Origin of the sequence: Sphingobacterium sp. SGL-16, from assembly GCF_011043515.1 — a bacterium.
Taxonomy (GTDB): Bacteria; Bacteroidota; Bacteroidia; order Sphingobacteriales; family Sphingobacteriaceae; genus Sphingobacterium; species Sphingobacterium litopenaei.
Map to the genome: position 1 here is coordinate 1 of NZ_JAAKGQ010000061.1, position 19,858 is coordinate 19,858.

The following is a 19,858-nucleotide window of genomic DNA, read 5'->3' on the forward strand; positions in this document are numbered from 1 at the left end:
CTGGTTTTTAAGAGTTCTTATAAGATTTCATTAATGTTTGCCACAAAATTGATTTGTTTGCTTTTATTACTTTCATAAATAAAGTCTCAGGCTATTGCTATTATATTTTTCAAAATCTCCTACAATAACAAGTGGCATTTGATATTGTGCAAACTTTTGTAATATTTCGCCAGCTAATTTGGTTTTTAGATTAAAAAAATCTGCTGTTATATTATTTTTAGATATGATTATCTTTGCATATCCCTCATAATAAAGATTTCCTATTAGCTCTAAGGCATCGTCAATCGAATTAATGACAACTTCTTCAACAACTTCTTCAACAATTATTTCAGCTTATTATGTTCATGTGTTTTTATTTGCATAAGGTCTTAAGTGTTTAGAGAAGTGCGTTCAAAAAGTTCATCCAATTGTTTCAAACACATGGATATTCCTTCTTGAAAACCCATTTCTAATACTCCTTCAATTGCTTCCTTGCTGTCATACGTAATAATGCAATCCACCACCGTGTGCTTGTCAGCCGGGGTAAACGTGACGTTCCAAGTGCTTTGTGGCATATCTTGATTTATAATTCCATCTTCATCACAGAATCCATCTTTATGACTAAAAGAATGACCTTCATTTATTTCAATATATTGTGATAATGCCCAATGTTTTTCGGCCTCTGGCCCAACCATAGCGTAAAGCCAAATGCTATTAGGAATGAAATCCAACGTTTTTGTTTCGACGTGCCAAGGTTTGGGTCCCCACCATTGATCTAACCAGTCCGAACTGGTCCAGGCTTGCCAAACCAAACTTGGGTCTGCGGCAAATTCTTTCTTAATTTTTATGGTTTTGGTTGGTATATCAATCAAAAAATCATAAGCTAAGTCTCTTTTCATAATAGAATATTTATTGTATTCAGCAGTTTGTTATTACTCTTCAACAATTGAAAATAGCGGTTGTTTTGATAATTTAATAAATTGGAAGTAACGAGAGGACAACATGTCCACCCGGCAAAGTTTTGATTAGTTTTTGTTTGAAAACAATCTGATTTTCCAGACCTTCAAATAATAATCTTCCAATAGGACTAACCATAGGATGAATACAAAGTTGTATTTCATCTATTAATTTTAGCGCTAACAACTGTAGCATTAGGCTTCGACTACCGATATACACTAATGCATCTTTTTCTTCTTTTAGATTTTTTATTGTTTCAATGAGTGTGCTATCGGCCAATTGAGCTGTCGACCAATTGGTACTTTGTAAAGTGTTTGAAAATATAATTTTTTGGATAGCATGTATCGTTTTTGCAAACGCATAACTTTCAAAATCGGAGTTTTTGTTCTTCAGTACATCTTTCCAATACAACATGAGTTCATAGGTTTTGCGACCGTACAATATTGTAGTTCCTTTTTTCAGCAAGTTGGCATAGTACGCATGAACATGTTCATCGGGTAACGATTGGTTATGATCAAAATTACCATCAATCGTCATATTTATTACGCAAATAATATTTCCCATATCACATGATATTTTTTTGATCAAGATATGAGTTGGCAAGTTTGGGTGGAGCGACTTGACAATACGCACTTCGTATAATAGCTGTAATTATCTCTTCTTTAATTGTACTGAGTTCTACTATTGTCCAACCTTGCCTCCCCCAAGCATTTGGAACCGCATAAATCGTATTTTTATCGATTAATGCATATAGATCTTGATCAGATAGAGAAAGTTTGACAGAAGCTTGGTTGTTTTTAGGATTATACGTTGCGAAGATCTTCTTTTTGACACGAAATGATATTTTATCGAAATGTGTATCTTCCATTACTTCTGGATACGCTAATGCAATTTTTCGAAACTTTTCTAAATTGACCATATTTATTTTAATCTTACTAATTCACCTTTTCGTTTAACTATATTTTTGTAGTCCCATTGAATTTGTTCTGCTTTATGAAGCCAGCGTGTGAAATCTTCCTCCTGGATTTCCTCAGTGGAATTAAAGAAAATGGAGGCATCTTTAAACTTGTGCCCATGAACATTCAATGCTTCTTCATCGAAGTCCTTTCCACTCCAAAACATCAGTCTTATACCTTTTTTCTCTTTGCTAAAGCCAACAATAGGATTGCCGTCAATAAACCAAACGGGGTGTCCATGCCATAGTTTACTTTCTGTGGAAGATAAATTCGTATTGATGTGTTGAGAAAGGTTTTTGCAAATCGCTTTTTCTTCTTCGGAAAAATTTTGAGCATAACTTTCTATTTCATTGATGGTCATAATCTTGTTTATTATAGGAGAAATTAAGTTATGACTAATTTACAATAGATTAAAGGAATTATAATTGTCTTATGCTAAGTATTTTGAGCGTTTCGGAAAGAAAAATATTATAGATTATGATTCATGAAAGGAAGGGTATCTTATATAAGATTATATCTCTCTTTTAAACATAATATAATCAGATATCAAGGGTTCGATGCCATTACTACGACATTCTGTGGCTATCTGTGCGCGATGGTAAGTAGAGTGATTGATGACATGAAAAAGTATATCTTCCAGCTTATTTTCGAATAGATCACCTTTGGAATTATGATAAATTACGATACGATTTAAATCGTCGTTTTCTATAATCTTCAATGTATTTTGGTAATTGTTTTCATTTATTGATCGTACAAAATTCCAATCATTTAATTGCCATACCGCAAATTCTTTTTCTTTTTGAATTCGAGCGTTCCATATTTGGTGAGCATTCAGCGTATGAGAAAGTAGAAGTAAAGCTTTTTCTGATATCTTGTTGTAATTAATCGTAAGAAGATCTATGACCTTAATATTCATAACTTGGTTATACTTAAATAACTTTATAAATTTTTCCTTCATCTTAATCTAAATAAGTTAAATATACTAGGTTAGCTCATCATTCAAAGAATCAATTCCTTAATCTTTTAGTTTTTGTAAAGTATCTTTCATCGCCTTGACTTGTTCTGGGGCGTGCCCCTGCCATTTGGATACTTCACCAACGACACGTAGAGGAGAAGTAGTACGATAAGATAGCGTTGGGTTACCAGGGAATTTCTTGTCTGTTAGATCAGGATCATCCACAAGAGAACCAGTAGGTTCTACCAAATAGATACGTTCTGTACTTTCGCCCAAAGCTAACTCGGCTCCCCAAATAGCCGCGTCCAATGTTGCGGAAAGGAAAATATACTTCGCCTGCAATTGTTTACCGTAATTGGAGGTATGTCCTGGAACAATAAAATCTCCTAATTGAAGATCCGCTTTAGTTCCATGAAAATAAATCTGTGCAAAGACACTTGGCGATTTTGAATTTGAAGTAAGGTCTGATTGTTGATTAGACATAATATTAAAAGGGAATAATATTCAGTGAAGCAAAATTATATAATAATTTCTTTGCGCACAATCTATAACTAAAAAAGCACGAAATAACACGAAAGATAGTTCCAGGGGTAATGTAATCTTTCGTGTTTTTAATTTCTAATTTGTAAATACATTAGATCACAATATCGTATTGTCGACCTTGTGCTGCCGCTTGTGCATCTTTGCTGCGACCTATTAAGGCTCCAATTGCTAAACCTATTGGAAGTCCAATGGCGAATAAACCCATATTGTGCGTAAATAGTCCTAGTATTATTCCGAAAGGAATTCCATAAAGTGTAATTCCAACGACTGTCCATTTTTTACTGTAATGACCTACTGGGACGATGTCAATGTCTTGTTCTAAAATAGTTATAATTTCGTTTTCTGTTAAATTTACTAATCGGTACAAAGCTCCATTAATCTTGGTGGAAGCATTTAATTCCTGCACTTTTTCATTGATTTTTGAAATGGTAGATTCGGATAATGGTTTTGTTTCAGCTATTGCCAAAACTTTATGCAAACGCCGATATGCTTTCGCAATTTTATCATCGGGCATGCTATCCGTCATTTTGGGTTGGAGTTGAATTAATTTCATATTAATCACATTGTTAAAGGTAGTTGGTAGATTTTTTTATGTTAAGTTATATTTCTGCGTCTGACTTAACAAAGTCTAAATATACTAAAAAGTCTATCAATTTTGTATAGAATACCTAAAAATAAGTATTTATACAATAAAAAATATTAACTGTACAATATTATAACGTGATAATACGTAGAATGCTACAATAAAAATCATTTTTTAAGACTTATGAATGTTCCTTCTCATAATGACAAGCTTAATAAGTAATGATATTATTTGTATACAAATCAATGAATTATTAGGAAATTAAAGTTTCTTTGTTTGGGTTTTTGTAATTTCATTAAGAAATATTGATTACTTAAATTTAAATTAATCTGATTCTGCTCTGTTTTTTAAGCTTTCATTCATTAATACGAAACCTTGTTTCGTTTTTTCAAGATTGAATAATCCAACCAATAATCCACTAAATTCCTCGGAATGAACAAAAGATGTCGTTCCCTCCTCATTTTCAAAAAGGTCAAAACGGTGTTTTCCGTCAAAAAATCCGCGTATAAAAAGTTTACCTTCCCAGACCAACTTTCTGTTCGTTTCATTCTCCAATATAATAGGTTTGAAGGTCATGTTCGATCCTTCGGGAGGAGCAATAGTGACTTGAATGGTATTATTCACTTCAGGATTTCCTTTAATAGTTTGGATAAAAGGATTCCAACTGGGATAAGCTTCGAAATTCAGTAGAATGTCCCAAACTTTACTAGGTGTGGCATTAATGATAATTTCAGTTTTAATTTCTTTTTTCATACTGTCTTGTATTAGGTAAATGCTTTGTTAATTGAATAGTACAAAGTTGATGTTTTTAAGACAGTAGCCACTTGATATAAATCAAGAAATTAAAATGGATATTTTCGACGAATACGACTAAATGTTTCGGCAGTCATACCCAGCATTGATGCTATATATTGTAAAGGAACCTGGTTAAATAATTCTTTATTATTCTGAAAAAAATAATGGTAGCGCTCTTCGGCTGTCATGGAAAGATGGCTAAATACGCGATCTTCTAAAGTGGTGAAGCAGTGACAAATGAAAACGCGTTCTATTTCTGGCCATGTGGGTACAAAATCTTTTATTCGATTGTATTCGTCTTTATTAATCATATACACCTCTGCGTCTGTAAGTGCTTGGAACGTCCAGCGGGCGGGTTTGTCAAACATAAAACTGGCTAAATCCGTCAGGAAATAATTTTGGTAAGCTATCCATTGCGTAACTTCTTTATCAGCAGTCTCCACGAAAACACGTATGTAACCTGATAATATGAAGTACATCGCTTGGCAGTTTTGATTAGTTCGAAGTATTATTTCACCTTTTTTGATTGGCTTCCACTTAAATAACTCTATGATATGGTTTAATTCCTGGGTATTTATTATACCAAATGTGTTTTGAATACTTTCTTGTAACTGTGATAAGTGTGTCGGGGATAAATCAGGAATACTCTGTGTTTGCATAATATAAAGGTAATTATGAAATGTATTAATCTCTTATTTATATTGGTTTATTAAAGTATGAAAAATTGTTATAATAAAAAGTTATTAATACCATTTAATACCATTGAAGGGCAGGGTAAATTACAACGCCTTCCACAATTGTTTTTCGAAGCAAATGCTATCTTCGATCTCGGCATATTGACCATAGTTAGGAATAATTTAAAAACCATTTCTTTTGTACAAAGCAATAGCCTCAGTCATTTGTTCGCCTGTTTCGAGTATACATTTTAGGTAGCCAAGTTCTTTAGCCCACGTTGTTAAAGCCATTAAAATAGCTTTTGATAAACCTTTACCTCGATGGTTTGGATGTACATACATTCGCTTTATTTCCATAATAGTTGTGTCGTATTCTTTTAGTGCGCCACATCCTACTGGGTCTTCATCGATATAAGCTACCAACATGATTTAATTCATCCGATTTGTTGTATTGCGCGAAGAATACGTTTTTCTCACCATTTTTTATGGCTAAATCCTGATCGAGTTCACATGCTAACTTTTGAAAATCCGCATCTGAAGATGATGTTTTTTTGACTGTGAACATATTGATAAAGTGTTTAAGGCTGATAAAATAATTACAATTCTAAATTTAATTATATTTTTGAAATATTATCATTGATATATCATTGGATATCAAAAGGATTTAAAGAGCTTTTCTAGCCAACACAATCCAATCTCTTTCATCTTTTCCTTCTTTAAAATTTTCCCATGTTTTAATTAATTCCATGCCTGCTTTATGTATCAATTGTAAAACCTTATTCTTTTCAAGGCTACTGTAATAAAAATTTTCTCCAAACATAGGATTGGTGTGTTCACTGTCGATTGTGCCGTGTGTAAACATAAAATAACCATTTGGTTTAAGAAGATCAGCTATTTTGTCGTACACATCCAATTGAGCCTCTTTTGGTAGATGAAAAAGCGAATCCCAAGCAATTATACCATCGAATTTTTTAGGTGTTTGAAAATGTTGAAAATCAATGTTTATGAATTCAGAGTTATCCAGATGAAATTCCAGAGCTTTTTCGATCATCTTTTCGGCAACATCAATTCCTGTAACATAGAATTCTTTTGAGGCTAAAAATGCGGCTATAGGTTTTCCCGTTCCGCATCCTATATCCAATACTTGAGAATGATGAGGTAATTTTTTTGCAAACTCAAGTATAGGTGTATTGATCTCGGCAGTATCTCTAACTTCCTGCCATTGCTCAACTATTTTATTATAGGAATTTTTATTCATTGTACACTTTAGATGGATTCACAAGATGGCTATTTTGTATTTCAGCATTAATTTTTATCCTATTTTCCACATCATTTTGAGCACCCGCTCAAATATCTGTTCTCCGAAAAAGCGTTTAAAAAATACTGATGAGGTTTGTGAAAGTTTACCGACTGTATATCTCACGTTTAATTTCTTCTTGTAAAGTAGTGAAGAAATCAAATCTGCTATTATTTGAGGGTCTGCACCATTATTTTCTTCAGTAGCGTAAATTTTTATAAAGTGTTCATATTGTTTTAGATAAGCAGGATCAATTTGAGAAGTTGTTTTTCTATTGGCTGTTATATTCGTTCTAAAATCTCCAGGATTAATATTGCAAACTTGAATATTAAAAGGGGCTAGTTCCAAACGTAGTGCTTCGGTAAAACCTTCTATGGCATATTTGCTCGCAGAATAATGTGCCTGGAAAGGCATACCTATTTGTCCTGCCAAAGAACAGATATTTATAATTTTACCAATGTTATTTGCTCTGAAGTGGGGTAGGAACTGTTGAGTCACACGAACAAGTCCGAAATAATTGGTGTCTAATTGCTGCTTCGCTTCTTCAATCGTAATATTCTCAATAGGTCCAGCGATCACGTAACCAGCATTGTTTATAAGGACATCTATTTGGGAGAGTCTCTCCAAAATTTGGTCACCAAATTTTTCAACAGAAGCATCATCTGTAACATCGAGTTTTAACAAATGAAAATTTTCAAATGCCCCTTCTTTGTAACGACTTGTTCCTACAACTTGATGGCCAAGATGAGCAAGATGTTTTGCTATGGTTAGTCCTATTCCAGATGATGCGCCTGTGATGACAATATTCATAATTGTTAGCGGTTGATTTACTTAAATTTAATCAAACAATGGTATAATATCGGATTAAATTTTGTTAGCTTTTAAAATATAATCCGCTAAATCTTTTTCAGTTTGCGAATCGCTATTTTCTAACTGATGTACTATTCTACCAATTTCCTCTTGAGATTTATTTTGACTAAGTTTTTGTTGACCTTGCACTTCTGTGACTTCCAGTTCAAATGCAACAATTCCTTTCAACATTCCTTGAATATATTTATCGGAGAGGTTTTTCCATTGTTTATAATATTCCTTTTCGTAAAAATGAATCATGTCTTCTAAAGCTTGCATCTTCTCTTCTGTCTTGTGTAAGATTCTAGCTTTCCCATAGGCATGTACCGCAATATAATCCCAAGTAGGGACACTTTCAGATTTATCGTAATGTGCGGGTGAAATATAGGCGTGTGGCTCAGAAAAGATAACTAAAGAAATGTTGTGTTCTATAATATTTACTTGCTCATTAGCTAATGCAAAATGTCCAGACAAAATAACTTTGTCCTCTTTTTGTTTAATGACGAAGGGCAATTGTGTAACAATAGGAATATTATCTTTTGTAGTGATAATGGTGGCAAAACTATATCATTTCATAAATGACACAATTTCGTTGTTGTTTGTGAACTTAAATCTAGAAGGAATGTACATGTATTTAGTGAAATTTCAGGTTCTTAATTATGTGAGTATTTCTGTTTTCTAAATTTAAGATTTTTGTATGTTAATGTTGTACTTTAAAGAGTTGAGACTTTTGGTTATTCCGTATTTTAATTAAGCGTATACAAGCAATAAAAGTAGAACGGAAATATATTATACAAGGTTTCTTTATGGTTATATTTAATATTGCTAATAAATGCTACTTCATAATATAAAGCTCGCCACTTAGGACAAAGGATTTATTTTGAAAATCTTTGTTCAAGTTCTTCTAGCCATTTTACACGTTTGTTATGACTTACTCTTTTTACGGATGTAAAACTTATTCAGCGTACATTTTTGTACCCCATTGATTTAAAGATGCTTTTAATCATTACTTTGCTAATTAAATTTCCTATGAGAAGGGAATACATTATTTTGGGTTTATTCATTGTAGTGATAACTGTAATTGTTTTTAGATTTTTTAATAACGGAATTAATCCATAACCTCGTGGATGGTGGTCATATGCAAGACCAGGTGATAATACTCGGTCAACAAAACCTTTAGTTGCAGCAGGCATAATATCCCACCAAATGGGAAAAATGAATACCAGATGTTCGGCTTTTTTTAATCTTGCGTGATAGTCGAGGACTAATGGGTCAACCGCTTTATGTTCCACGAAAGCCTTTAAATCTTCAGATGTCATTCTTGGATTAAAATTGTTCTGGTCAAGATGTATTAGGTCTATTTCTTGACCGGATTTTTGAAGCCCTTTTGTTATGGATTCCAAAATAGCGTTGCAGTAGCTTTCTGGATAAGGGTGATTAAATACGATTACTGTTCTCATGTTTACTGTTTAAATTACAGTACAAAAATCAGAAGCGGTTCATCTATTACACGATAACAATTGTTAATAAATACACTTATTTTCTATTTCTTATGCGACTTAAAGACACAGAAGTCATTCCCAAATAAGAGGCAATGTAATGTTGGGGAACACGTTGTACAATATGAGGATAGGTGGTTATCAGTTCTTCGTAACGTTGTTGTGGAGAATTTTTAAGGTAAGAAAAAAACAATTGTTGAGATTGAAAAAGACGTTTAAATAAATGTTCTTCAAACTGCTTTTTAATTTCGGGCGATTGCTCAATAATGGTTTGAAATTCTTGTTGTGTTATCGTTTGTACAATAGCAGGTTCAATCGTTTCAATACTATACAAACTTGGTTGATTGGTTCTGAAGCTCTCAATAGACGATACGCTATCGTCTTCAAAGAAAAATTGTGTAGTGATTTCTTTGCCATCACTGTTTATCCAAGTACGTATGCAACCTTTCTCTATAAAGAACATTTTCCTTGAAATCTCTCCTTCACGCAAAAGAACTTGTCGAGCTGGAACTTCAATCTGTTTGAAGTAGGGCTTAAATATTTCCCAATTGTTTGTTTTTTGAGATTTCTGTTCCATTTGATGAAGTTTCAAGAATTAGCGATAAAGTTTTGGGGCTACAAGCAAGCAGGAATTTTACCACTGAACTACTTGCGAAAAACTGAATTTCAAATATAGCAATTTTTTGTCCTGCGAAGCACGAAACCTTTTGCTTGCCTGTAGGTTATGTTAACTGTTAGGCCTGCCTTCGGTCTTTTGTGTATTTCGATTTATTAATAAGTAAATGTTTGACAAAGCAACCACTAAAAAGAATAGCGGAATATACGGCGGTTTAATTTTAAGTGGCAATACATCAGCGGGTACGTTTGGATGTAGGTGTACAAAAACGCCTGTGAGCATCATTATGATGATTGTCAAGAAGGAAATAGTTGTCAAAAAAATATACAATTTCTTTGAAATTCTCTGTCCATTGATTAAGCAGAAAAATAGTGCTACACCTACCGCAATTTCTCCCATTATACCCATGGAATAAGATATTTGTCCTAAACCACTATTTACAATCTGAACAGTGTACCAACCTTTGAATGGATTTACAAATTTCAGAATGCCAAACATAAACATAGCTATAGCTAAAAACCAAGTTGTAATTTTTGTGTATTTCATATTTTAATTGTTTAGAATTTCTGTAATTGGCAAATGGTCTTCTATATTTGTTCCGTAATGCACGGCTTTTATTATTCCATTTTCATCTATAATAAAATCGGCAGGCAATCTTGTTAAACTCCCATCTCGTTTGATTTTTCTTTGGAATAATTTATTCCCTTTTTTCATTGCTTCCTTTGGTTGTTTTTTTAAGCAGATCTAAGTATTTTCCAAAAAGATTTTTCGACTGCATACTTTTTATAAAGGGCAAATTTAGGATCGCCTATTACTAGAAATAGTATTGGAGTTTCAATGAGATAATCTTTTAAAACTTTGTTGTCCGATTCAAAAACAGCAATTATGTTGTATCCCTTGGATTGAATTTTATCATAATTTTCGATAAGCTCGTGAACCCTATAATTGCACACAGGACAACCTGCATACCTGAAAAAAGCAATCAATACTTTTTTTCCTTTATAGTTGCTTAGATTTATGTATTCTCCATTTGTGTATCAATGGCTTCAAAATCGGCTGCTTTATCTGCAATATTTAGTCGCTGACCGTACGCCATATTATGGAATAATAACTGGGAAATGGCAAAGGCTAGGCATCTCATTGTGTACATATTTTGTCTTTTTAATCAAGGCAAAATTGCAGCTATTCGAGAAAGATGAATTGGTTAAAAAGTCCAAAAAATAGAAAAGAAGTTCCTTTGGTTATTTTAAAACTTGACACTTTCGGAAATTGGAAGGTGTTGAATTGTATCTCCATTTAAATAATTTGGTAAAATGAGAGGTATCGCTAAATCCGACTGCATAGCATATTTCCCTAACAGAAAAATCAGTCGATGCTAATAATTCATTTGCCTTTAAAAGTTTTTGGTTTTTCAGATAATTGGCAGGAGTGTCGTTAAAATAGCTTTCAAAATCTCTTTTAAAAGTAGATAAACTTCGGCCAGAAAGAATGGCCAATTCGGGTATCGTGATGTTTGAAAATAAATGGGCTTGAATGATTTCCTTAAAGTTTGCCTGTCGGGGTGTGAATAGGTGAGAAAACAAACTGATAATGTTGTCCGCATTGTTTGTTTGAAGTAGTAAAAGTAGGAGTTCTTTGATTTTAAGTTTCAATAATTCATCGTTCACCAAAACTGGATTTTGAAAGTAAAATTCCAGACTTGTAATAAAGTGATCGATTATGTTTTGTTTTTCAATTTTTTGAACGAAAGGATTGTTTCCATTAGATTTAATAAAACTTGGCACTTCGTCTTTGTATAACTCTTGTAGAATGTCCTTATGAAGATGTATTACGAAAATTTCACAATTTTTATGTTTAGATTTTTGCATAAGGTCTGCAAAATAGTTGCCACATTTCAGCAGCACACTTTCTGAAACATTTAAGTTTAAGTTTTCAATCGGCGAATTTAGTGTGCTATCACCATCTTTAATATATAAAAAGCAGGCTTCATTTTGAAAAACCGCACCATATCGAAAAGGTGTTTTGATGTGTAATTTTTCAATGACACATTTGTTTTTTAAGTTAAAGTGTTTTCTGTCTATTATCATCAGTTAGATTCAAGTTTGGGTGGCGTAATAGGTTTACAGCTTACGTTTTTAGCTTGGCGAAGTGACGAATTAGAAAGTCGAAACATTCAATTTTGCACTAACCTAAGCAACAGCTTTTTATTATTTTTTAAATTTAAAAGAAAATATAAAAGGCATTTGCAAAATCGAGGATAGAGGTAGTTATCAGTTATATGATAATCACTGAAATTTACCTCTTTCATTCGGAATAATTGCCGACTAATTATTAAATATACGCAATTGACTCTAAAATTAAACTTATACCCTTATACGGTAAATTTTGGAATATTGTCTGTTAATTGGTTTTTTAAAGCGCATTTTGTATTGTAAATATCCTAATCATAGAAAATAATATTCAAAATGCGCAATAGTATTCTTATTTATTAAAGTACTTGTTTAGTACATGTTTAAGGTCATCGGGAGTATCGATTGCATCATTGGAGTGCGAAGATATAGCTGTTTGAATTTTATAGCCATTATCTATCCAGCGTAACTGCTCTAGTGCCTCCATTGTTTCTAAGTCGGATAGAGGAAGAGCGGTCAATTGTTGTAAGATATCGATTCGATACCCATAAATGCCGATATGATTGTAATACGGTCTGTGGGCTAACCATTCGTTCTGTTTTACACCGCGCAAAAATGGAACAGCTTGTCTCGAAAAGTAAACGGCTTCACCTTTTCTGTTTAATACCACTTTTGGCTTGTTCTCATTGAAAAGTTCATCCTCTGATTCTACACGGCGTATTAGAGTAGCAATTTCGGTGTCTGCTTTACCAAAGCAAGAAGCTAGAAGGTCAATCTGTTGTGGATCGATAAAAGGTTCATCTCCTTGAATATTAATAGCTACATCAAAACCAACTAGACTAGCTGCTACCTCCGCACAACGATCAGTACCCGATTGGTGATCTTTGTTGGTCATCATCACATTGCCTGCAAAACTCTTCACATGATCATATATACGTTGGTCATCTGTGGCTACAATCACTTCCGATAGGGAAGTAGCATGTTTAGCCTGTTGATACACGCGTTGTATCATGCTTTGTCCAGCAATATCTATAAGAGGTTTTCCAGGAAATCGACTCGAATCGTATCGAGCAGGAATAATACCGATAATTTTCATATCGGAAATTTAGGGATTAATATTGAAAACAAAAAAAGTAGCCCGCAAAAATGCAGGCTACTTCGATTTGAATTATATTAAGGTTGATTAGCTACTAGTGAATGAATAATAACTCACGTAATTTTGGTAAAGGCCATTTCGCATCGTCAATGATTTTTTCCAATTTGTTGACGTGGTAACGGATTTCATCAAAATAAGGTTTTACTACTTCATCATAAGCGATAGATTTCTCACGAACATCTTCGATGTTGTTAGCTTTTTTACGCTCTTGACGCATAGCTTCAGCTTTCTCTAGGATAATGTTTGTATGTTTAGAGATACGCTCTACTAAGTTCAATTGAGAAGAGTAAGCTTCTTTGCTCAAACCTAAATCTTGAAGACCTTTAACGTTTTGGATCAACTCATTTTGGTAAGTGAATGCAGCAGGAGCGATTTGGCTGTTTACTACTTCACCGATCACACGCGCTTCGATTTGAAGTTTTTTGTAGAAGTTTTCTAACAAGATCTCGTGACGAGCTTCTGATTCGCGTTTAGAGTAGATGCCTAATCTTTCGAATAACTCTAAAGACTCTTCTTTTACATATACGTCTAATGCTCTAGGTGTAGATTTGATGTTAGACAAGCCTCTAGCTTCAGCTTCAGCAGCCCACTCATCGCTATAACCATTACCTTCGAAACGGATAGCTTTAGAATCTTTGATGTATTTGCGAACTACGTTCAAGATAGCAAGATCTTTTTTCGTTCCTTTTTTGATTTGTTTGTCAACTTCAGCTTTGAATTCGATCAATTGAGCCGCTACGATAGCGTTCAAAATAGTCATTGGCAATGCTGAGTTAGCTGAAGAACCTACTGCACGGAATTCGAATTTGTTACCAGTGAATGCGAAAGGTGAAGTACGGTTACGGTCAGTAGTATCCAATCTCAATTCAGGGATTTTAGGGATACCATGCCACAAGTTAGTTTCCGCTTTTACTTTCTTCGCTACGCGTGCTGATTCCACTTCTTCTAAGATTTCGTCTAATTGAGAACCTAAGAAGATAGAGATGATAGCAGGAGGAGCTTCGTTAGCACCTAGACGGTGGTCATTTGAGTGGCTCGCGATAGAAGCACGTAATAAGTCTGCATACTCATAAACAGCTTTGATTGTGTTTACGAAGAATGTCAAGAACATCAAGTTGTTTTTAGGAGTTTTTCCTGGAGACAACAAGTTTACGCCTGTATTTGTGATTAATGACCAGTTGTTGTGTTTACCTGAACCATTAACACCTGAGTAAGGTTTTTCGTGTAATAACACTTTGAAGTTGTGACGGATAGCCACTTGCTCCATTAAGTTCATCAACAATTGGTTATGATCGATAGCCAAGTTGATTTCTTCGTACATAGGTGCACACTCAAATTGAGAAGGAGCAACCTCGTTGTGACGAGTTTTCAATGGAATACCTAATTTCAAAGCTTCGTTTTCTAAATCTACCATGAATGCTAATACGCGCTCAGGGATAGCTCCGAAATAGTGGTCTTCTAATTGTTGACCTTTAGCAGACATGTGACCGAATAACGTACGACCAGTCAATTGTAAGTCTGGACGTGCGTGGTACAATGCTAAGTCTACTAAGAAATATTCTTGTTCAATACCTAAAGAGGCATTTACTTTAGTTACTTGTTTGTCAAAATATTGCGCTACGTCAGTTGCTGCTTTATCTACTGCCGCTACAGCTTTCAATAAAGGCGCTTTGTAGTCTAATGATTCACCAGTATAAGAAACGAATACTGTAGGGATACATAATGTTTTACCTGCAGGAGTTTCGTAGATGAATGCGGGAGAAGTAGGATCCCAAGCTGTATAACCACGCGCTTCGAATGTGTTACGGATACCACCGTTAGGGAATGAAGAAGCATCCGGTTCTTGTTGTACTAATGCATCACCAGTGAATTTCTCGATAGCATTTCCATTGTCATCAGGTTCGAAGAAAGCATCGTGTTTCTCAGCAGTGCTACCAGTCAATGGCTGGAACCAGTGTGTATAGTGAGAAGCGCCATTTTCGATAGCCCAAGTTTTCATAGCTTGTGAGATCACATCAGCTAATTCACGTGAGATAGGAGAACCTTCTTCGATAGCTTTGCTTAATTCTTTGAAAGTAGTTTTTGGCAAGTAAGCTTGCATTTTAGCTGCAGTGAAAACATTCTTTCCATAAATGTTAATTGCTCTTTTAGTGCTTACTTTTTCTTCTGGTAACGCTGTTCTAGAGGCAGCAGCGTTTACGGTTTCGAATCTGAAGTTTGACATCTTATGTTTGTTTGGTTGTATTTTTATTATCTATTTCGATTAATGATGACCAAAAATACACTTTGGTTTTAGATTTTTATAATTTTTTTGAAAAATTTTGAAAAAAATCATCAAAAAGTATGTTTTTGTAGATTTTTGTATTAAAAAATCATGATTTTTTGAGTAAAATTTGATTTTTGGATGCTAAAATTTGTAAAATATTGATTTTTGAGTGCTCACTTACTGAAAATGGTAATTAAAAAATTTATTATGTAAACATATTAATATTGGTGAATTGTGTAGGAGAAAATATTGATTTCTAATTTCAAGGATAAAGTCTGAGGTAAGATAGGGTAGGTTTAGGGTAAAAAATAAAAAGGTTCAGATTATTCTGAACCTTTTTATTCTGTAAAAAATGATTTTTATTGCGTCACTTCAAGACCCCATTCTATTCCTTTATCAATGGCTTTGACACCATTTTTGATCCAGTCAGCTGCAGGTTTTCCCTTCAAGAAGTGATCAAAGAATTGAGCCTGACGTTTTTGAATGTCTTTACGATTTTGACGTTGCATCAAATTGTGCTCGTCACCATTGTAGTTTAATAACCAAACAGGTTTTTGTAAACGACGTAATGCTGTAAACATTTCAATACCTTGATACCATGGCACAGCACCATCATTGTCGTTGTGCATAATAGCTACTGGAGTTTTTACTCTATCCAAGAAGAATAAAGGTGAATTCTCAATATATAAATCTCGGTTTTCCCACAATGTAGCGCCTAAGCGGCTTTGAGTTTTTTCGTATTGGAATTGTCTAGACATACCAGATTGCCAACGAATACCGCCATAAGCAGACGTCATATTTACTACAGGAGCGCCTGTCCATGCTGCAGCATACATATCCGTACGCGTAATGAGATGCGCTACTTGATAACCACCCCAGCTTTGTCCTTGAATCGCCATTTTAGATTCATCTACCCAAGGATTCTGCGCTAAGAATTTCATGCCTGAGTTTACATATTCTTCCGCATCTTTACCTGGTTGCCCAGTTTTATAGCGTATATCGGGAGAAAATACCAAGTATCCATTACTCACAAAATACGAAATCATTAAACGTGAAGGTGTAGGTGCAGGCTCGTGGTAGCTATATAATCCTTCAGTATGTGTTTCGTAAAAATAAGCGATGATTGGATACTTCTTATTTGAATCGAAGTTTTCTGGTGTATACAAGATACCTTCCGCAGCATATCCATTTGGTGTAGTCCATTGGACCAATTCTGCTGTCCCCCAATTGTAGTTTTTCTGTTGTGGATTGCTATCTGTAAGCTTGGTGAGGTTTACAAAGTCTTTTGTCAAATATAAATCTGGATATTCTGCATAATTTTCTTTAGATAGAGCATAAACTGTTTGGTCTTCGTTAGAAATTAATCTTTTGTAGACGTTTTTAGATTGAATAACTTCTTTTAACCCATTTTTCTTTGTTAAATCCAATTTAAAGAATCCATTTTCTTTTGATTTTTCGTTAAAAGAAGTTAGCAAAAGTTGTTTCTTAGGATTAATTACATTCGAAGGTTTGCGCGGATCATTATTTCTAAATATTTGAGCGCGTAAAACCACTTTATGTTGACGACCATAATTATTCGTAATATTTGATTTTGTCTTACCATCAAAACTCAAATACCAAATGTCGTATCGGTCATTGATATAAATACCTTTGCCATCTTCAGACCAACCTGCATAGCCATATGAACCTGCATATGCTGGCATATCGTTCGTTTCGTCGGCAAATGAAACGGTTAACCCTTCGGATAGGCTAGTTTCAATCTGCGTAGCAATGTCGTATACAGACCAACTAGATTTTTCCATATCATAGAAGACCACATGGGTAGCATTGGGTGACAAATAAGCCTGACCTACATGATTTTCTTTAATTACGCGTTTGCTTCCATTACTTGTGGACACCAAAATAATATCTTGCGGCGTAGACATAGACCATTGCGTAGCGATTTTATTTTCTTTTGAAGTCCGAGAGGTAATCGCCCATTCTTCAGTACCGTTGCTAGTGAAGAAGACTCTGCTAAAATTGTCATCTACTAAAGGAATCAATTTTTGAGTTTCTAAATTATAAATCGCGTCATAGTTTTTGGTACGTTCACGCCCTACATTGACTAATTGTTGCGTCATGAGATAGTCGTCTTGCCAGTGCCAAATATCCACTTTAGCGTGTTCAAAGTCTACTAAGGTTGTATCCTTAACCTTTGGAATAGGAGCGAGTCCTAACAAAAGCTTTTTGCCGTCAGCACTAAAAGACAGATTCCCATCTCCTGATACATACCAATTTGCTGGAATTCCTGCACTTTGTTTGTCTATTAGAACTGTGGCGGTATCAGTCTGACCATTGTAATTGTAAACTTTAAAGTTTTTAATCAACGCTTTTTCATTAGACTTATCAGCTAAGAAAACCAAACGTTGGGAAAGGTCGTCGAAACTAATATTTTTGTAATTGCCTTTTCCATTGCTGATTTTCTTTTGCGATTTTTTCGCTAAATCATATAAGTATAATCCTGCTACGCCTGAAGTATCTTTATCCGCTCCCTTTTTAGAGAAGATTAAATATTTTTCATTATCATCGAAATAATAGCTATCCGCTTTCCAGATTTGCACCGTGTCTTTGGATTGCAGATTGTACAATATCAATACGGTTTCTTTTTTAGCGGGAGCTTTTTTAGCTGGACTTTTCGTCGCTAAAGAATCTGTTTTTACTACTTTTGAAACCGTATCTTGTTTGGATGGAAGTTCTAATTCTTGCTGATAGGCGATGTAAGATTTGGTCAGCCGAGGAGATTTCCAGTTTTTTATAGCACCTAAGTTTAAGGATTCTTTGGTCAGTATATTAAATATTGCTAGCGAATCCTTCGGCATTTCATCCTGTTTTTTCTTTTTAATCTTGGCTTCGCGCGTTTCCTTATAATATGGTTTAATACTACTTATAAAGAACTTTTCATCTTCCGTGATTTTGGGAGAACTACCTCTTTCCAAACGAAACAATAAGCTATTTTTTGTATCTTTTAATTCGGTTACGGCATCACCTTCTTGAGGTGAAATAGTATAGTAAATGAATTTTCCAGTTTTAGAAAAATTTTGTGCAGAAATATTTTTCCAAGAATCAAATACGGAATGATCAATAGGCGGCTTTTGTTGTGCAAATCCAGATAAAGTTGCACTAACTAAAAGAGCACAAGTCAGTGTTGTTGTTTTCATTTGGGCTATTAAAGTTTGTAACAATAAAAATATGGATTATATACTTAGGATTTTGCAACAATTTTGGCACGTTAATTATATTTAATACGTTATATACTTAAAAAAGTTAAAATAATTATGAAATCTACAACCGTAATCGTCAGTATTATTGCTGCTATAGCGATAATTGGTGCAGCTTGTGTATTGGGAAGTGCCTATAAATACAAATATAAAGTCAACAATACTATCAATGTAACGGGAAATGCGAAGAAAGATTTTGAATCGGACATTGTGAAATGGTCGGCTTCATATAGTCGCAAATCAATGAATTTGAGCGAAGCTTCAGAACAGGTGAAACAAGATCGTGATTTGGTCAAAAACTTCTTGATTCAAAAAGGTATCAAAGAAAATGAAATTGTTTTTGATGCGGTGAGTATCATCCGAGATTTTAGTTATCACACCGACGAAAGAGGAAACAGCTACAATACATTCACAGGCTATAGCCTCAATCAAACTGTAAGTGTAGAATCTAGGGACTTGGATAAAGTGGATAATGCTTCACGTGAGATATCAGCTTTAATTTCTCAAGGTGTGGAATTGGCTTCCAATGCCCCGAACTATTATTATTCGAAATTAGAAGATTTGAAATTAGCGTTAATTGCTGAAGCTTCCCAAAATGCAAAAGTTCGTGCAGAAAATATAGCCAAAGAATCGGGGAGTAGTTTGGGGTCTTTGCTAAAAGCAGATTTGGGCGTATTCCAAATTACAGGACAAAACAACAATGAAGACTTTTCTTATGGTGGGGTATTCAATACGACTTCACGTGCTAAAACAGCTAATATCACCGTTAAAGTGAGCTACGGGCAATAAAAATTAAAGTTTTTTATTAAAAAATTCATTTGATATTCAGTTTATTACTGTTTGAGTGCGGTTTTTACGGTGGAAATATTTGGAATATTGGAATCATCTTTAGATATTTGCACACGTTCTGAAACAGTAAGCCTCTTTAGCTCAGCTGGTAGAGCAACTGACTTGTAATCAGTAGGTCATTGGTTCGATTCCGATAAGAGGCTCAGAATAAAATACTAAGGTCGCCTCCTTAGCTCAGCTGGTAGAGCAACTGACTTGTAATCAGTAGGTCATTGGTTCGATTCCGATAGGAGGCTCTAAATGTGAGAAATCACAGGTCTGGAGGGGTTCCAGAGCGGTCAAATGGGACGGACTGTAAATCCGTTGCTTCGGCTTCGAAGGTTCGAATCCTTCTCCCTCCACTCCAAAAGGCCTCTTTAGCTCAGCTGGTAGAGCAACTGACTTGTAATCAGTAGGTCATTGGTTCGATCCCGATAAGAGGCTCCAATAAAAGCTCAACTTCATTGAAGTTGAGCTTTTTGTTTTCTACTAACGTTGTAGGAATCTCGGGGTCATACC

The 19,858-nt window shown here is 34.4% G+C and carries 25 protein-coding genes, 4 tRNA genes and 1 pseudogene; 5 read left to right on the forward strand and 25 right to left on the reverse strand.

Going from position 1 to position 19,858, the window contains the following annotated elements:
* Positions 1-72: 72 nt before the first annotated feature.
* The 25 genes and pseudogenes from G5B32_RS17385 to G5B32_RS15200 all read right to left on the reverse strand — a co-directional run bounded on the left by G5B32_RS17385 (position 73) and on the right by G5B32_RS15200 (position 18,451).
* Entirely contained in the window at positions 73-327 is a 255-nt protein-coding gene (locus G5B32_RS17385; RefSeq protein ID WP_317166120.1) for a DUF4180 domain-containing protein, read from the reverse strand.
* Positions 328-368: 41 nt separating this feature from the next.
* Positions 369-878: an SRPBCC domain-containing protein gene (locus G5B32_RS15095; RefSeq protein WP_165292336.1), complete on the reverse strand. Its 510-nt coding sequence runs from the start codon at positions 876-878 to the stop codon at positions 369-371.
* 73 nt (positions 879-951) lie between these two features.
* Positions 952-1,500, reverse strand: a complete 549-nt coding sequence (locus G5B32_RS15100; RefSeq protein ID WP_165292337.1) for a dihydrofolate reductase family protein — start codon at positions 1,498-1,500, stop codon at positions 952-954.
* Between the two features lies 1 nt (position 1,501).
* Positions 1,502-1,855 carry an MmcQ/YjbR family DNA-binding protein gene (locus tag G5B32_RS15105; protein WP_165292338.1) on the reverse strand — a complete coding sequence of 118 codons (354 nt, stop codon included), beginning with the start codon at positions 1,853-1,855 and terminating at the stop codon, positions 1,502-1,504.
* Between the two features lie 2 nt (positions 1,856-1,857).
* Positions 1,858-2,253 (reverse strand): DUF1801 domain-containing protein, encoded by a 396-nt coding sequence (locus tag G5B32_RS15110; protein ID WP_165292339.1) that lies wholly within the window; start codon positions 2,251-2,253, stop codon positions 1,858-1,860.
* A 150-nt stretch (positions 2,254-2,403) separates the two neighbouring features.
* Positions 2,404-2,808, reverse strand: a complete 405-nt coding sequence (locus tag G5B32_RS15115; RefSeq protein ID WP_206366920.1) for a DinB family protein — start codon at positions 2,806-2,808, stop codon at positions 2,404-2,406.
* 99 nt (positions 2,809-2,907) lie between these two features.
* A complete protein-coding gene (gene arr / locus G5B32_RS15120; RefSeq protein ID WP_165292341.1) occupies positions 2,908-3,330 on the reverse strand; it encodes an NAD(+)--rifampin ADP-ribosyltransferase in 423 nt (140 codons plus the stop codon).
* Between the two features lie 151 nt (positions 3,331-3,481).
* Positions 3,482-3,943, reverse strand: coding sequence for a hypothetical protein (locus G5B32_RS15125; protein ID WP_165292342.1), 462 nt, complete (start codon positions 3,941-3,943; stop codon positions 3,482-3,484).
* A gap of 354 nt (positions 3,944-4,297) precedes the next feature.
* Positions 4,298-4,726 carry an SRPBCC domain-containing protein gene (locus G5B32_RS15130; RefSeq protein WP_165292343.1) on the reverse strand — a complete coding sequence of 143 codons (429 nt, stop codon included), beginning with the start codon at positions 4,724-4,726 and terminating at the stop codon, positions 4,298-4,300.
* A gap of 89 nt (positions 4,727-4,815) precedes the next feature.
* Positions 4,816-5,427: a Crp/Fnr family transcriptional regulator gene (locus tag G5B32_RS15135; RefSeq protein ID WP_165292344.1), complete on the reverse strand. Its 612-nt coding sequence runs from the start codon at positions 5,425-5,427 to the stop codon at positions 4,816-4,818.
* Between the two features lie 198 nt (positions 5,428-5,625).
* Entirely contained in the window at positions 5,626-5,868 is a 243-nt protein-coding gene (locus tag G5B32_RS17390; protein WP_240899073.1) for a GNAT family N-acetyltransferase, read from the reverse strand.
* A complete protein-coding gene (locus tag G5B32_RS17395) occupies positions 5,846-6,007 on the reverse strand; it encodes a hypothetical protein (RefSeq protein ID WP_223815372.1) in 162 nt (53 codons plus the stop codon). The genes G5B32_RS17390 and G5B32_RS17395 overlap by 23 nt, the downstream gene beginning before the upstream one ends.
* A gap of 99 nt (positions 6,008-6,106) precedes the next feature.
* Positions 6,107-6,700 (reverse strand): class I SAM-dependent DNA methyltransferase, encoded by a 594-nt coding sequence (locus G5B32_RS15145; protein WP_165292345.1) that lies wholly within the window; start codon positions 6,698-6,700, stop codon positions 6,107-6,109.
* Positions 6,701-6,754: 54 nt separating this feature from the next.
* Positions 6,755-7,549 carry an SDR family oxidoreductase gene (locus G5B32_RS15150; protein ID WP_165292346.1) on the reverse strand — a complete coding sequence of 265 codons (795 nt, stop codon included), beginning with the start codon at positions 7,547-7,549 and terminating at the stop codon, positions 6,755-6,757.
* 54 nt (positions 7,550-7,603) lie between these two features.
* Positions 7,604-8,143, reverse strand: a pseudogene (locus G5B32_RS15155) (FMN-binding negative transcriptional regulator); the annotation flags it as partial.
* A 404-nt stretch (positions 8,144-8,547) separates the two neighbouring features.
* Complete coding sequence (locus tag G5B32_RS15160; protein ID WP_206366921.1) at positions 8,548-9,048, reverse strand: NAD(P)H-dependent oxidoreductase; 501 nt, start codon at positions 9,046-9,048, stop codon at positions 8,548-8,550.
* A 76-nt stretch (positions 9,049-9,124) separates the two neighbouring features.
* Entirely contained in the window at positions 9,125-9,664 is a 540-nt protein-coding gene (locus G5B32_RS15165) for a Crp/Fnr family transcriptional regulator (RefSeq protein ID WP_165292347.1), read from the reverse strand.
* Between the two features lie 150 nt (positions 9,665-9,814).
* Entirely contained in the window at positions 9,815-10,249 is a 435-nt protein-coding gene (locus G5B32_RS15170; RefSeq protein ID WP_165292348.1) for a hypothetical protein, read from the reverse strand.
* Between the two features lie 3 nt (positions 10,250-10,252).
* On the reverse strand, positions 10,253-10,417 hold the full coding sequence (locus tag G5B32_RS15175) for a hypothetical protein (protein WP_165292349.1): 165 nt from the start codon (positions 10,415-10,417) through the stop codon (positions 10,253-10,255).
* A gap of 20 nt (positions 10,418-10,437) precedes the next feature.
* Entirely contained in the window at positions 10,438-10,689 is a 252-nt protein-coding gene (locus tag G5B32_RS17745; RefSeq protein WP_206366922.1) for a redoxin domain-containing protein, read from the reverse strand.
* Positions 10,690-10,718: 29 nt separating this feature from the next.
* Positions 10,719-10,853 carry a hypothetical protein gene (locus tag G5B32_RS17500; protein ID WP_262886438.1) on the reverse strand — a complete coding sequence of 45 codons (135 nt, stop codon included), beginning with the start codon at positions 10,851-10,853 and terminating at the stop codon, positions 10,719-10,721.
* Between the two features lie 91 nt (positions 10,854-10,944).
* Entirely contained in the window at positions 10,945-11,790 is an 846-nt protein-coding gene (locus tag G5B32_RS15185; RefSeq protein ID WP_165292350.1) for a helix-turn-helix domain-containing protein, read from the reverse strand.
* Positions 11,791-12,184: 394 nt separating this feature from the next.
* Positions 12,185-12,928 (reverse strand): 3-deoxy-manno-octulosonate cytidylyltransferase, encoded by a 744-nt coding sequence (gene kdsB, locus G5B32_RS15190; RefSeq protein WP_165292351.1) that lies wholly within the window; start codon positions 12,926-12,928, stop codon positions 12,185-12,187.
* A gap of 94 nt (positions 12,929-13,022) precedes the next feature.
* Positions 13,023-15,212 carry a glutamine synthetase III gene (locus tag G5B32_RS15195; protein WP_165292352.1) on the reverse strand — a complete coding sequence of 730 codons (2,190 nt, stop codon included), beginning with the start codon at positions 15,210-15,212 and terminating at the stop codon, positions 13,023-13,025.
* Positions 15,213-15,613: 401 nt separating this feature from the next.
* Positions 15,614-18,451: a prolyl oligopeptidase family serine peptidase gene (locus G5B32_RS15200; protein ID WP_165292353.1), complete on the reverse strand. Its 2,838-nt coding sequence runs from the start codon at positions 18,449-18,451 to the stop codon at positions 15,614-15,616.
* A gap of 117 nt (positions 18,452-18,568) precedes the next feature.
* Here G5B32_RS15200 and G5B32_RS15205 point away from each other — a divergent pair, with 117 nt between their 5' ends.
* The 5 genes from G5B32_RS15205 to G5B32_RS15225 all read left to right on the forward strand — a co-directional run bounded on the left by G5B32_RS15205 (position 18,569) and on the right by G5B32_RS15225 (position 19,786).
* The gene (locus G5B32_RS15205; RefSeq protein WP_165292354.1) at positions 18,569-19,300 is read left to right on the forward strand and encodes an SIMPL domain-containing protein; all 732 of its coding nucleotides are present in this window, start codon (positions 18,569-18,571) and stop codon (positions 19,298-19,300) included.
* A 130-nt stretch (positions 19,301-19,430) separates the two neighbouring features.
* Positions 19,431-19,503 (forward strand) — tRNA-Thr (locus G5B32_RS15210).
* A gap of 20 nt (positions 19,504-19,523) precedes the next feature.
* Positions 19,524-19,596: transfer RNA gene (locus G5B32_RS15215), tRNA-Thr, on the forward strand.
* 24 nt (positions 19,597-19,620) lie between these two features.
* Positions 19,621-19,701 (forward strand) — tRNA-Tyr (locus tag G5B32_RS15220).
* Positions 19,702-19,710: 9 nt separating this feature from the next.
* Positions 19,711-19,786, forward strand: a tRNA-Thr gene (locus G5B32_RS15225).
* Positions 19,787-19,858 lie beyond the last annotated feature (72 nt).